The following is a 13,100-nucleotide window of genomic DNA, read 5'->3' on the forward strand; positions in this document are numbered from 1 at the left end:
AAGAATTTGCTTGGCGACCATAGCGTTTTGGACCCACCTGATTTCCATGCCGAACTCAGAAGTGAAACGAAATAGCGCCGATGGTAGTGTGGGGCTTCCCCATGTGAGAGTAGGACATCGCCAGGCTTTAAATTTAAGAAGCCCGCTCGAAAGAGCGGGCTTTTTTGCATCTATAGAGTTTTAAAATTAGCTCACTTTATACCTAAAAAGTGTTCATCTAAGGTGCGATATACTTGCTCTCTGCAACCTTCCAAAAGGCTTTAACAAGCGGATTTTCCAACTGAGTTTTGTTGCAGCAAACACCAAGTTTAAAAGGTTTAATTGGTAAGACTTTTAAACGATTTATCTTTTCTCTTACCGGACTGTTGTTGATTACAACATCAGGTGCGATACCTACTCCACACCCCAATGCAACCATACTTACGATGGCTTCATGTCCGGAGGTTTGTGCGTAGATCTTTGGCTTTATTTTCATTTGTTTGAGCCAAGTATTGGCCCTGTCTCTTGCCGTTCCTGCTTCTGGGAGTATGAATGGAATGACCGACCAGTCTGGTTTTTCTTTTTGTAGCTCTTCAGCAAACGCACTAACCCCAACAGGTACGATGACAGAAAGTGGGATTTCACTGATCGTTTCAAATGCGATTTTATTTGGCATCTGTTCTGACTTGGCTGATATGGCAATATCGGCTTCATTTGCTAGTATTTTGTCGATCGCTTGAGCTGGATCGCCGGTTGATAGTTTGAACTCAATGAAAGGGTTCTGAATACGAAAGTCAGAGATTAGCTCCGGAAGGTGGCTGTAGCTTGCAGTAACAGAACAAAAGAGACGGATTTCTCCTTTCAATTCATCCTCGGTTCCCTTCAGGTGACTCTGATACTGCTGCCATTCGCCAAGAATCTTTAAGGCAACTGGGACTAGCTTTTTACCTTGGATAGTTAAATCAACGCTACGGTTGTCGCGTAAAAACAATTGTTGGCTGGTTTCCTCCTCTAATTTTTGTATCTGTCGGCTTAAGGCTGAAGGGCTAATATGCATTGCCGCTGCGGTCTTGGCGAAACTTTTACTCTCACAGAGATGAATGAAGAGTTGCAGGCTTTTGATATTCATTAAATTTTCATTTCCATGTTGCATAAATTGCAATAACTAATTGTGAATATATCACTTTAAGCAATCTCATGTCTGTTTTAGTATGAAGTTATTCGGTAAGGCAATTACTGACCTCAATGGAAGAATCTCAAAGGAGCACCCAGATGGCTAATTATTTCAATACCCTAAACTTGCGCGAGCAGTTGGACCAATTAGGTCGTTGTCGTTTTATGGACCGCAGTGAGTTCGCTTCAGAAGCGGATTATCTGAAAGGTAAGAAAGTAGTCATTGTAGGTTGTGGTGCTCAAGGTCTTAACCAAGGTCTGAACATGCGCGACTCTGGTCTAGACGTTGCTTATGCGCTTCGCCAAGCCGCGATTGATGAGCAACGCCAGTCATTCAAAAACGCAAAAGACAACGGTTTTGAGGTAGGTAGCTACGAAACGCTAATTCCACAAGCTGATCTAGTAGTAAACCTTACTCCAGATAAGCAGCACACAAACGTTGTTGAGACGGTAATGCCGTTAATGAAAGAAGGCGCAGCACTGGGTTACTCTCATGGTTTCAACGTTGTTGAAGAAGGCATGCAAATCCGTAAAGACCTAACGGTAGTAATGGTTGCACCTAAATGTCCAGGTACGGAAGTTCGTGAAGAATACAAGCGTGGTTTCGGTGTACCGACTCTTATCGCTGTTCACCCAGAGAACGACCCAAAAGGTGAAGGTTGGGATATCGCGAAAGCTTGGGCTGCAGCAACCGGTGGTCACCGTGCAGGCTGTCTAGAGTCTTCTTTTGTTGCTGAGGTGAAATCTGACCTAATGGGTGAGCAAACTATCCTTTGTGGCATGCTACAGGCTGGCTCTATCGTATGTTACGAAAAGATGATTGCTGATGGTATCGATCCTGGCTACGCTGGTAAGCTTCTTCAATACGGTTGGGAAACCATCACTGAAGCACTGAAGTTTGGTGGTATCACTCACATGATGGATCGCCTAACTAACCCTGCAAAAGTGAAAGCATTTGAGCTTTCTGAAGAGCTAAAAGAACTGATGCGTCCGCTATACAACAAGCACATGGATGACATCATCACCGGTCACTTCTCTAGCACTATGATGGCTGACTGGGCAAACGACGATGCAAATCTACTAGGCTGGCGTGCAGAAACAGGTGAAACTGCTTTCGAAAACTACCCAGAAACTGACGTAGAAATCTCTGAGCAAGAGTACTTCGATAACGGTATCTTGATGGTTGCTATGGTTCGTGCGGGTGTTGAGCTAGCATTCGAAGCGATGACGGCATCTGGCATCATCGATGAGTCTGCTTACTACGAGTCTCTACACGAGCTGCCACTTATCGCAAACACTATCGCACGTAAGCGTTTATACGAGATGAACGTGGTTATCTCAGACACTGCGGAATACGGTAACTACCTGTTCGCTAACGTAGCAACGCCGCTTCTACGTGAGAAGTTTATGCCAGCCGTAAATACTGACGTAATTGGTAAAGGTTTAGGTGAAACGTCTAACCAAGTGGATAACGCGACTCTTATCGCTGTGAATGAAACAATCCGTAACCACCCTGTAGAGTACATCGGTGAAGAGCTACGTGGTTACATGACTGATATGAAGCGTATTGCGGTGGGCGGCTAAATGACTGGCCTTAAGGCTCCATTTCGGTGTCGAAGGTGCTCGTTTACTATCGTAAAGTCCGCGCCTTCTCCTAGAAATGAAACCTTAATACAGCGTAATTTACTTAGTCTCAAGTAACGCAGTAGATAAACTCCAGGCAGACCGGAGTGATAAATACAAAATAAAACACAACATCTAATCAAAAGGCTTGGTCGCCGTTGGCCAAGCTTTTTTGTTTTTAGCCGATTTATCTGCGCGCAGATAAGAAAAACGCTCCTTTGTGAGGAGCGCTTTGATACTTATTTTTCAGCAAGCTTTTCTTCAAGTTGCGCCAACTTCTGTTCCATTTCTGTTAGCTTTTGACGTGTACGTAGTAAAACTTGAGTTTGAACATCAAACTCTTCGCGACTTACAACATCTAGCTTGTTTAGTTGGCCTTGGATTACTTGACGAACTTTCTGATCGACATCAGAGCCCAACTCTTTTACAGGTTGAGGCATTGAGTCGTGAATCTGTTTAGCAATTTGCTCTAATTTCTTTGGGTCAAACATAGTGGCTAAAACTCCTTTTGATTTGTCCTCATTTTAAGTAAATGATACGTGAAAGTCGCCATTTAGATGGTAAAAAAGAGAGCGGCAATAAAAAAGGCCACCGAAGTGACCTTTTTGAATGCCTTAATAGCTTATCTGTTATCCGCTAATTCACGATGAGCTGCTTTCGCTTCGTCAACTCGCGCTAACTTCTCCAAGTCTTTGTCTTCAACAAATACTGGCAGAGGTTTGTGTTTTTCAGCTAGGTAGCTGTAAATCACAGGTAGTACGAATAGTGTGAACAGTGTACCGATTGCAAGGCCAGCAACGATGACGATACCGATACTGAAACGTTGCGCGGCACCTGCACCTGTTGCGTACATCAGCGGGATCAAACCTGCGATCATCGCTGCAGTGGTCATTAGGATAGGGCGAAGACGCACTTTCGCAGCTTCCATCACCGCATCAATACGAGACAGTTTATTATGTAACTGCTCTTCTTTGGCGACTTCACAGATTAAGATACCGTGCTTGGTTATTAGGCCGACCAGCGTGATCAAACCAACCTGCGAGTAGATGTTCATCGAGGCTGTACCCCAGGCCAATGCGATCAAGGCACCACAGATTGCCAGAGGTACAGATACCATGATGACAATAGGATCGCGGAGTGATTCAAATTGAATCGCCAGAACGAGGAAGATGATCGCAAGTGCAAGACCGAAGGTTGCATACAAGGCACTACCTTCCGTTACAAACTGACGAGATTCGCCCATGTAATCATGGTTATACCCTGCAGGCAGTTTGGTTTGTGCAATATTTTCAAACCAATTAACTGCATCCCCCATCGAAACACCAGGGCCTGTAACAGCACCCACAGTTGCTGAGTTTAGCTGGTTGAAGTGTGGCAAAGAGCGAGGCTCAGCCACCACATCAATGGTAATCAGACTACCTAATGGAACCGCTTTACCGTCCACAGAGCGTACATAGTAGTTCTTCATCGATTCTGGGTTTAGACGCCATTTACGCTCAACCTGAGGAATTACCTCATAAGAGCGGCCATTTAGGTCGATACGGTTTACATAACCATCTGCCATCATGGTGCTGAGGGTGATACCAATGTCTTGCATAGTCACACCGTAGGCACCTGCTTTGTCTTTATCGATCTTGATCTTCATCGTTGCAGAATCATATTTCAGATCCAGATCGGAATAGACAAACATTGGACTGCTTGCTACTTCCGACAGAATGTCATTTGCAACGGTAAACAAACTTTCAAAGTTGTTTGGCGTTGTAATTACGAACTGTACAGGAAGGCCTGAACCAGCACCTGGTAGCTCCGGCATTTCGTAGGCAGCAATAGACATTCCCGGAATGCTCGAAACAAGCCCACCAACACGCTGTTTGATTTCTGCTTGGCTCGCTTCTCGTTCGCCCCATGGTTTGAGTGTAGCTAAACCAAACGCTTGATTAGAATCCGGCACACCGTTAAATACCTGAGCGTATTCCACTTCTGGTTGATCAGAGAGAATCTTATTCACATCATCCATGGTGTTTTGGATGTAGTCCAAATTCGAATTTGATGGTGCGGTCCCTATGAGTACTACAACACCTTTATCTTCAGATGGAGCTAGCTCGCTAGGAATAAACTTGAATAGGACTGGTAAACTTGCGAATACAATTATCGCAAACACGATCACCACTGGTCGGCTAGCCATTATTGCTTTTAACATGCTCGCGTAGCGATTAGTCATGCCATCAAGTACATGGTGAACTTTTTGCTCAAACTTGCTCGGCTTCTCGTTTGCCTTAAGCATCTTTGAACACATCATCGGTGAGAGTGTTAAAGCGATGATGCCGGATACGAATACTGAACCTGCCAGTGTCAAAGCGAACTCTTTGAACAATGAACCGGTGATACCACCCATCAATGCGATCGGTGCGTACACTGCACCTAGCGTCAATGTCATCGCGATAACTGGAACCGCAATTTCACGTGTACCAATGATTGCAGCTCGGAATGGTGACTCCCCTTCTTTGATGTGACGGTCAACGTTTTCTAGTACAACGATCGCGTCATCCACCACCAGACCGATGGCAAGCACCATCGCCAGTAGCGTCATCAAGTTCCAAGAGAAACCCATTGCCTGCATCACCATTGCCACACCAATCAATGAAAGTGGAATAGTTACGATAGGAATGATTACCGCACGGAATGAACCTAGGAACAGTGTGATAACCACAAGTACGATTACTGCTGCTTCAAGAATCGTTTTGACTACTTCGTGAATTGACTCGTTGATCGCAATCGTAGAGTCGTACATAACGTTCATTTTGATGTTACTTGGTAGGTTGCGCTCAAGCTGAGGCAACAGTTCAAGTACGTCTGCTGCAATGTTGATTGGGTTAGCGCTTGGTGCTGCGTTGATCGCCGCAACCACGGCTTCTTGACCGTTTGCACTTGCGCGATAAACGTCGTGACTCTTCTCCAGCGTTACTTTAGCGATATCACCTAGGCGGATGACATCCCCTTCACCAGTTTTCACGACCAATGCTTCAAGTTCAGCAACGTTTGATACCTGAGTATCTGCGCTACCGTTATAAAGCACGAACTCACCCGTCGCTTGACCGGTTGCAGATTGGTAGTTGTTGGCGTTAAGAACGCTCATCACATCCGTAGCGGTCAACTTCAAAGCGCCCATTTTGGCAGGATCTAGCCATACGCGCAGTGCGTACTTCATACCACCATACAGGTCAACTTTGGATACACCGTTTACAGTGAACAACTGCGGGTTGATTACACGCTCGAGGTAGTCTGTGATCTGGCTTGAAGATAACTCGTCACTCGTAAAGCCGATGTAAAGCACTGCGGTAGTCGAACCTGTCGACATGGTTACGGTTGGATCTTCGGCTTCTTTTGGAAGCTGAGAACGTACCGAGTTCGTTTTCGCTAAGATATCAGCCAATGCTGCATTCGGGTCAGTATTCAACTTCATGTTGACAGTAATGGTTGATTTACCTAGTACCGATTGCGAAGTCATGTAATCAATATTATCGGCTTGCGCCACCGCTTGCTCCAATGGCTGAGTAATAAAGCCTTGGATCAAGTTGGCACTTGCACCGTAGTAACTGGTGGTCACGGTGACCACCGTATTCGTCATTTCAGGGTACTCACGAACTTGCATTTTGAACACCGCTTGCAAACCAAGCAATGCAATCAAAAAGCTGATCGATACCGCTAAAACTGGACGTTTTATAAAAACATCTGTAAAGCGCATAATGCCTCCAACTTAAAGCATTGGTGTTTCAGCAGGTGGGGTAGTTGCATCGCTTTCGACAATGCTTACTTTCGCATGGTTACTCAAACGGACTTGACCCGATGTCACCACTACATCACCTGGCTTTACGCCTTCTAGAATGTGTGCGATATCTTTAGAGCGTTCGCCAACTTTTACCACATGCTGCTTAACGCGTTTTTCGCCATCTTCTTCTGTTACGATGTAAACATTGTCGCCATATAGCGTAAATGTGATCGCGGTTTGAGGTAGAGTGACCTGATTTTCTAACTTAGGCAGAATGATGTTTGCACGCGCGAACATACCACTACGCAGTTTGCTGTCACTGTTAGGGATATCCGCTTGAACTTGAATCAAACCACTTTGTACGTTAACCGCAGGCTCAATCGCAGAAATTGAACCTTTGAAAGGCTGTTCTGGGTAGGCATCCACGAAGATATCCACTTCTTGGTCGATATTGATACGTGAAATATCGGTTTGCGGCACGGTAAAGCGTAAACGCATCACGCTGGTGTCTTCCAGGCGAACAATATCGGTACCCGCTTGTAGGTACTGACCTAGGTACACGTTACGAATACCTACTACACCATCAAATGGCGCTTTGATTTCGCGTCGGTCGATGGTCGCTTTCAAGCTTTCAATGTCCGCTTTTAAGGAGAAGTAGTTCGCTTCTGCTTCGTCATACGCTTCTTTAGAAATAGAGCCTTTTTTAAATAGCCCTTGGTAGCGTTTGTATTTCGCTTCTGCTGCTGGCAACTTGGCTTGCGAGCTCTTTAAATTGGCTTTCTCAACGTCAGAGTCAAGCAGTACTAGTGGCTGACCTGCTTTGACTTGAGTACCGGAATCAAATGCGATTTTATCGATAACACCGCTCGTTTCGTTCGCTACCGTCACGCCTTGATTTGGCTCGATAAAACCAATTGCCTCGATGACTGGTACCCAATCCACCGCTTGCACTTCAGTTACGGTTACTGGGAATGCTGGTTCAGGGCGATTGGCAAACTGCTCCATTTTGTCTTTGATATCAATTAGTCTGTATGTAACAACGCTACCAAAAAGTAATAAAACAATTGATAGCATCAAAATCCACTTTTTCATTCTATTAAGAACTCCAAGTTAGTGTTTAATAATTGCATCCCAACTGGCTTCAATAGCGGCCTCTAATGCCGTCTTATCCAGTTGATAAAATCCCAAAGCGTGTTTCCGAGCAAGTGCAACACTTGCCTCAAAACTTAATCCAGAAAGTACTTCGTTATCGAGAAGCTTGAATACTCCCTCGTCTTTACCCTGATTAAAAAGAAGATCTACTTGGGCAAACATTTGTCTCTCAAGTTCCCGAGCTTTGCTACTATTTGAACAGGGTAAAGATTCATATTGGACTCGGTTGCTGATCGCACTTAAGTTCGAGCTCGCTAAATTCCAAATATTGAGCCACATGGTTCGATAACGCTGTTTTAAAGGCATCTCTTCACTAACACCTAGTTGCACCGCAGTAGCAACACGCTTAGCAACGTTAAGGCGTAGTTCCTCTAAAAGATGTTCTTTATCTGAGAAATAACGGTAAATCGTCCCTGCTGCGACACCTGCCTCATTGGCGAGCTTTTGCATGGAAAGCCCTTGAAAACCAGATTCAGCAATGAGTTGTTCAGCAGCGACTAAGATTTGTTCTCGTTTATCTACAGCAGGGTTATCCTTCATAATGTCACCCTTTAGTGAATGAACGTTCATTCATTATAGCTTAAATACCCGCCATTTATGCAACAGAATATTGCACTTAATTGGTGTGAAAATTACAAGAAATCAGCATAGCTTTCACGAGGCCACCCCTTTATCATAGGCGCCACATTCATCACCCGCAGAGAATTTCTATGAAGCTGAACCCTAGTCAAGATGAAGCCGTGAAATACGTGTCTGGTCCATGCCTAGTGCTAGCTGGTGCTGGCTCGGGCAAAACTCGTGTTATTACCAATAAAATCGCTTATCTGGTTCAGCAATGTGGTTACAAAGCGCGTAACATTGCGGCGGTGACGTTTACCAACAAAGCAGCACGTGAAATGAAGGAGCGTGTAGGTCAAACGTTAGGGAAAGGTGAGTCTAAAGGTTTGATGGTATCAACATTCCACACTTTAGGATTGAACATCATCAAGCGTGAGTACAAGCATTTAGGGTTGAAAGCGGGCTTCTCACTGTTTGATGACCAAGACCAGCTAGCGCTGCTCAAAGAACTTACCGAAAAGCAGCTTGATGGTGATAAAGATCTGCTACGTCAGCTTCTGAGTTGTATTTCCAACTGGAAAAACGACATGTTGACGCCAGAGCAAGCCAAAGCGCGTGCGCAAGGTGAACAGCAACAATTGTTTGCGTTCTGTTTTGATATGTACCAAAAGCAAATGAAAGCCTATAACGCGCTTGATTTTGATGACCTAATTTTGATGCCCGTTTTACTCTTACGTAATCATGAAGACGTTCGTCAGCGTTGGCAGAATCGTATCCGTTACCTACTGGTTGACGAGTATCAAGATACCAACACGAGTCAGTATGAGCTGGTCAAATTAATTGTCGGTGAACGTGGGCGATTGACGGTCGTAGGGGATGACGATCAGTCTATTTATTCATGGCGTGGTGCGAAACCTCAGAACCTCGTGTTGCTAGGTGAAGATTATCCGAATTTGCGTTTGATTAAGCTAGAGCAAAACTACCGTTCAACGAGTCGAATCCTGCGTGCGGCCAACATTTTGATAGCTAACAACCCTCACGTCTATGAGAAGTCCTTGTTCTCTGAAATTCCTGACGGTGAAAAACTCAAAGTGTTGTTGGCTAAAAATGAAGAGCACGAAGCAGAGCGCGTGACGGGTGAACTAATAGCGCATAAGTTCCTAAACCGTACCGAATATAAAGATTATGCGATTCTATATCGTGGTAACCACCAATCACGTTTGATTGAAAAGTCTCTGATGCAAAACCGTGTACCGTATAAAATTTCTGGCGGCACCTCGTTTTTTGCGCGCGCAGAGATTAAAGACATCATGGCGTATTTGCGCGTTTTGGTTAATCCGGATGACGACAATGCATTTTTGCGCATTGTGAATACTCCACGACGTGAAATTGGCCCAGTAACGTTAGAGAAGTTAGGCAGTTATGCCAATATGCGAGGGAAGAGCCTGTTTGAGTCGAGCTTTGAAATTGGGCTCGAACAGCACCTAACGGGACGTGGCCTAGAAAACCTGCGTCGTTTCACCCAATGGCTAGTGGCGATTGCTGATCAAGCTGAGCGTGGTGATACCGTCAAAGCGGTTCGTTCGCTAGTTCGTGATATCCATTATGAAGATTGGCTATACGAAACTTCAGCAAGTCCGAAAGCCGCTGAAATGAGAATGAAGAACGTTTCTGACCTTTATTCCTGGATAGTGGCGGACCTAGAGGGTGACAACTACGATCAAGAAGAGAAAACGTTAAAAGAAGTCGTTCAACGTTTGACCTTGCGTGACATGATGGAGCGCGGTGAAGAAGATGAAGACAGTGATGCAGTACAACTGATGACCTTGCACGCATCAAAAGGCCTTGAGTTCCCATATGTATACTTAATTGGGTCCGAAGAAGGTATTTTACCGCACCAAACCAGTATTGATGAAGATAACGTGGAAGAAGAGCGTCGCCTGATGTACGTTGGTATTACTCGAGCGCAACGTGAACTGACTTTCACTATGTGCAAAGAGCGTCGGCAGTTCGGCGAGTTGATCAAACCGACTCAAAGCCGCTTTTTGGATGAGTTGCCATTTGATGACGTTGAATGGGAAGTAAACAAAAAGCCAGTATCAGCAGAAGAGCGTATGGCGAAAGGTCAAGCACACATTGCCAATATTCGAGCAATGTTTAAGAAGTAAAGTAACCTTGTTCTCACTGACTAAAAACAAAAAGGCTTGCCAACTGGCAAGCCTTTTTCGTTGATGTCTTTACTTATAGACCTTCAATCATGTGGTCAATTGCTGCGATGATTTCATCGTCAGAACAGTCCATACAGGTCCCTTTGGCTGGCATCGCATTGAAGCCTTCTAATGCGTGCTTCACTAACGTATCTTTGCCTTGTGCAATACGTGGTGCCCAATCATCGGCATTACCTGTTTTAGGTGCGCCGTTTACACCAGATGCGTGACAAGCAATACAAAAAGTACCATAAACTGTGGCGCCATCACGTGGACCGGTTGGTTCTTCTTTCACTGGCTCAGAACCTGCTAGATAAACATCACCGACAGGTTGGATGCGTTCTGCGATCGCATCGTATTCAGTTTGGCTGATGTCAGAAGCTAAAGCTGCCGTAGAAAACGTTAAGGCAGCGAACAAAACGCTAATCATTTGTCGAGACATATCCATTAAACCCACTTCACATTCCCGAGGTAAGTGACTTACCTATTTATATAGTTAGAGTATTAATGCCGAGCAGAGAAATCATTAAATTCCACTGAATGGCATAGAATGATTAGACAACTTGGTTGCAGCTGTTAAATCAATGTAAATAATGGGTGATTATATCCCGATAACTTGTTGCAATAAACAACAAGTTATCCATGACAGGGCGTGAATCACATCAAAAATCCACTTTAACGGAAGATAACTGTCGAAAAAGAGACCAAACGATAAAAAAAGTAAAAAAAGTACTAGACGGCATAGTGTGATATCCGTATTATTCCACTCCGCCGATAGGGCATGCGCCCGTAGCTCAGTTGGATAGAGCGTTGGCCTCCGGAGCCAAAGGTCGAAGGTTCGAATCCTTTCGGGCGTACCATTGCCTCGGAGGATACATCGGTAAAAATCAGTGGTGGCTATAGCTCAGTTGGTAGAGCCCCGGATTGTGATTCCGGTTGTCGCGAGTTCAAGTCTCGTTAGCCACCCCATTCTTTCTTTTTTAGATTGAATACGGTAGCATTGCTCCCAATCTTGATTCAATCAAGATAAAACATCGTCGGTGAATAGCGCAGCTTGGTAGCGCATCTGGTTTGGGACCAGAGGGTCGGGGGTTCGAATCCCTCTTCACCGACCACTATTTAGTTTATGGCTCTAATAGAGCGGTAAACAGCAAAAATTGATGGTGGCTATAGCTCAGTTGGTAGAGCCCTGGATTGTGATTCCGGTGGTCGCGAGTTCGAATCTCGTTAGCCACCCCATTAATTAAGGTGACTTCTTAGTTGAAGTGTCCTGTATGATTTGAGAAAATCAGCAAATACAGTTCGGTGAATAGCGCAGCTTGGTAGCGCATCTGGTTTGGGACCAGAGGGTCGGGGGTTCGAATCCCTCTTCACCGACCACTATTAGAAAGCCTGCTTTTTAGCAGGCTTTCGTCGTTTTAGAGTTTATGATCTCGCTTGGACTGTATTAGTCGGTAATGTATCAATGGATTTGAACCCAAGTGGGGTTCGCCTGAAGTTAGAATTCGGCTCTTCACCGACCGCTATTTAGAGCCTCAGTCGAAAGACTGGGGCTTTTTTGCATCTCTCCTGAAAAGAATCGGCATTCCATTTCAATTTTTCCCAAAAGTGTACAGCTCTAGGGGCTTTTGACCACCTATGATCCAAATGCTTTTCGAGCTGACAAAATAAACCCCAGAGCAGTGTCTGGGGTTTTGTAGTTTTCTAATCCGCTGCTTTTATTGGGCGAGTGTTTTAAGGATTTCTTTCAGTTCTACCGTTTCTTGGATTTCAAAACTTGGCGTTATATCCGTTGAGTTGCTTGCGCCTGTCGCATTCACCCATACACTCAAAATGCCCATATTGTTAGCGCCAGCAATGTCAGCAGGTAAAGAGTCGCCCACGTGTAGAGCCTCTTCTGGTTTTACTTCGACCAAGTCGAGCGCTTTTTGGAAAATACTTGTAGCAGGTTTCTCTTCTGGCTCTTCTCCTCCCACAATAATATGGTCCACCCAGTTGCTCATTTGTGTCGCGTTTAATTTAGGGTGTTGAGAAAAAATCGGGCCGTTAGTGATCACGACGAGTTTGTAATGTTGACGAAGGTCGCTGAGCATTTCTTTTACACCAGGGAAGAAAGTGAACGCGCCCATACGTGCAGAGTCAAAGTAGTCTTGAGCTTGTTGAGCCTCTTTTGCAGTGATGCTGACGCCTTGCTCCGCCAAGATGTTTTGGATCAGGCCACAACGGAAGGCATTTTCATCGGGTAGCAGAGCCACAAGGTGAGGGAACTCAGCATTCAGCTTTTTGTATACACCCTGTAAGTAGCGCTGCAAAAACGCTTTTGGCTCGGTAACTTGTGGGTAGGTCTTATGAATCCAAGTTGTAAACGCTTGTCCTGCAACTTTATCGGCTTGTGACGTTGCACATAAAGTCTCGTCCATATCAAAAAAAATCGCTTTAAGCACAGGGGCTCCTTTTATTTACGGCTTGGCTTTGACACTGTTCATCTATTATCCCACTCTCAATTGTGTCGTAAAGGGTTAAAACCGGCGAGTTTTCTTATGACGTACGAATGAGGATAGCGGTACTTTCCTTTGCTTAGTCAATAAACCGCTTAAGTGGCGCATATTCTGCGTTGGAGCAGGATTTGTGTGGTTTTG

9 protein-coding genes, 5 tRNA genes and 1 rRNA gene are annotated in these 13,100 nt (G+C 44.9%); 8 read left to right on the forward strand and 7 right to left on the reverse strand.

What is annotated here, in order from left to right; all coding sequences use genetic code 11:
- The first annotated feature begins 9 nt into the window (after positions 1-9).
- A 5S ribosomal RNA gene (gene rrf, locus R7Q46_RS15310) occupies positions 10-126 on the forward strand.
- 91 nt (positions 127-217) lie between these two features.
- Here rrf and ilvY read toward each other — a convergent pair.
- Positions 218-1,108 carry an HTH-type transcriptional activator IlvY gene (ilvY, locus tag R7Q46_RS15315; protein ID WP_318077595.1) on the reverse strand — a complete coding sequence of 297 codons (891 nt, stop codon included), beginning with the start codon at positions 1,106-1,108 and terminating at the stop codon, positions 218-220.
- Positions 1,109-1,251: 143 nt separating this feature from the next.
- Here ilvY and ilvC point away from each other — a divergent pair, with 143 nt between their 5' ends.
- The gene (gene ilvC / locus R7Q46_RS15320) at positions 1,252-2,736 is read left to right on the forward strand and encodes a ketol-acid reductoisomerase (RefSeq protein WP_005379098.1); all 1,485 of its coding nucleotides are present in this window, start codon (positions 1,252-1,254) and stop codon (positions 2,734-2,736) included.
- Positions 2,737-3,014: 278 nt separating this feature from the next.
- Here the strand turns inward: ilvC and ubiK are convergent, their stop codons facing one another.
- The 4 genes from ubiK to R7Q46_RS15340 all read right to left on the reverse strand — a co-directional run bounded on the left by ubiK (position 3,015) and on the right by R7Q46_RS15340 (position 8,236).
- Positions 3,015-3,266 (reverse strand): ubiquinone biosynthesis accessory factor UbiK, encoded by a 252-nt coding sequence (gene ubiK / locus R7Q46_RS15325; protein ID WP_005379099.1) that lies wholly within the window; start codon positions 3,264-3,266, stop codon positions 3,015-3,017.
- A gap of 131 nt (positions 3,267-3,397) precedes the next feature.
- Positions 3,398-6,520: a multidrug efflux RND transporter permease subunit VmeD gene (gene vmeD, locus R7Q46_RS15330; protein ID WP_033907400.1), complete on the reverse strand. Its 3,123-nt coding sequence runs from the start codon at positions 6,518-6,520 to the stop codon at positions 3,398-3,400.
- A gap of 12 nt (positions 6,521-6,532) precedes the next feature.
- Complete coding sequence (locus R7Q46_RS15335) at positions 6,533-7,636, reverse strand: efflux RND transporter periplasmic adaptor subunit (RefSeq protein WP_318077596.1); 1,104 nt, start codon at positions 7,634-7,636, stop codon at positions 6,533-6,535.
- Positions 7,637-7,654: 18 nt separating this feature from the next.
- Entirely contained in the window at positions 7,655-8,236 is a 582-nt protein-coding gene (locus tag R7Q46_RS15340) for a TetR/AcrR family transcriptional regulator (RefSeq protein WP_005384254.1), read from the reverse strand.
- Between the two features lie 170 nt (positions 8,237-8,406).
- Here R7Q46_RS15340 and rep point away from each other — a divergent pair, with 170 nt between their 5' ends.
- Positions 8,407-10,422 carry a DNA helicase Rep gene (gene rep / locus R7Q46_RS15345; protein ID WP_213871789.1) on the forward strand — a complete coding sequence of 672 codons (2,016 nt, stop codon included), beginning with the start codon at positions 8,407-8,409 and terminating at the stop codon, positions 10,420-10,422.
- A gap of 73 nt (positions 10,423-10,495) precedes the next feature.
- Here the strand turns inward: rep and R7Q46_RS15350 are convergent, their stop codons facing one another.
- On the reverse strand, positions 10,496-10,909 hold the full coding sequence (locus R7Q46_RS15350; RefSeq protein WP_005384252.1) for a c-type cytochrome: 414 nt from the start codon (positions 10,907-10,909) through the stop codon (positions 10,496-10,498).
- A gap of 335 nt (positions 10,910-11,244) precedes the next feature.
- Here R7Q46_RS15350 and R7Q46_RS15355 point away from each other — a divergent pair.
- The 5 genes from R7Q46_RS15355 to R7Q46_RS15375 all read left to right on the forward strand — a co-directional run bounded on the left by R7Q46_RS15355 (position 11,245) and on the right by R7Q46_RS15375 (position 11,841).
- A tRNA-Arg gene (locus R7Q46_RS15355) sits at positions 11,245-11,321 on the forward strand.
- A 33-nt stretch (positions 11,322-11,354) separates the two neighbouring features.
- A tRNA-His gene (locus R7Q46_RS15360) sits at positions 11,355-11,430 on the forward strand.
- Between the two features lie 69 nt (positions 11,431-11,499).
- A tRNA-Pro gene (locus tag R7Q46_RS15365) sits at positions 11,500-11,576 on the forward strand.
- Positions 11,577-11,624: 48 nt separating this feature from the next.
- Positions 11,625-11,700 (forward strand) — tRNA-His (locus tag R7Q46_RS15370).
- 64 nt (positions 11,701-11,764) lie between these two features.
- A tRNA-Pro gene (locus R7Q46_RS15375) sits at positions 11,765-11,841 on the forward strand.
- Between the two features lie 338 nt (positions 11,842-12,179).
- Here R7Q46_RS15375 and R7Q46_RS15380 read toward each other — a convergent pair.
- Positions 12,180-12,905 (reverse strand): HAD family hydrolase, encoded by a 726-nt coding sequence (locus tag R7Q46_RS15380; RefSeq protein WP_005379107.1) that lies wholly within the window; start codon positions 12,903-12,905, stop codon positions 12,180-12,182.
- Positions 12,906-13,100 lie beyond the last annotated feature (195 nt).

The sequence above is a fragment of the Vibrio sp. 811 genome, assembly GCF_033339195.1.

Bases quoted from the DNA above. Each gene is read 5' to 3' on its own strand.
- ilvC (WP_005379098.1), top strand. From the start codon at position 1,252: ATGGCTAATTATTTCAATACCCTAAACTTGCGCGAGCAGTTGGACCAA.
- ubiK (WP_005379099.1), bottom strand. From the start codon at position 3,266: ATGTTTGACCCAAAGAAATTAGAGCAAATTGCTAAACAGATTCACGAC.
- R7Q46_RS15340 (WP_005384254.1), bottom strand. From the start codon at position 8,236: ATGAAGGATAACCCTGCTGTAGATAAACGAGAACAAATCTTAGTCGCT.
- vmeD (WP_033907400.1), bottom strand. From the start codon at position 6,520: ATGCGCTTTACAGATGTTTTTATAAAACGTCCAGTTTTAGCGGTATCG.
- ilvY (WP_318077595.1), bottom strand. From the start codon at position 1,108: ATGAATATCAAAAGCCTGCAACTCTTCATTCATCTCTGTGAGAGTAAA.
- R7Q46_RS15350 (WP_005384252.1), bottom strand. From the start codon at position 10,909: ATGGATATGTCTCGACAAATGATTAGCGTTTTGTTCGCTGCCTTAACG.
- rep (WP_213871789.1), top strand. From the start codon at position 8,407: ATGAAGCTGAACCCTAGTCAAGATGAAGCCGTGAAATACGTGTCTGGT.
- R7Q46_RS15335 (WP_318077596.1), bottom strand. From the start codon at position 7,636: ATGAAAAAGTGGATTTTGATGCTATCAATTGTTTTATTACTTTTTGGT.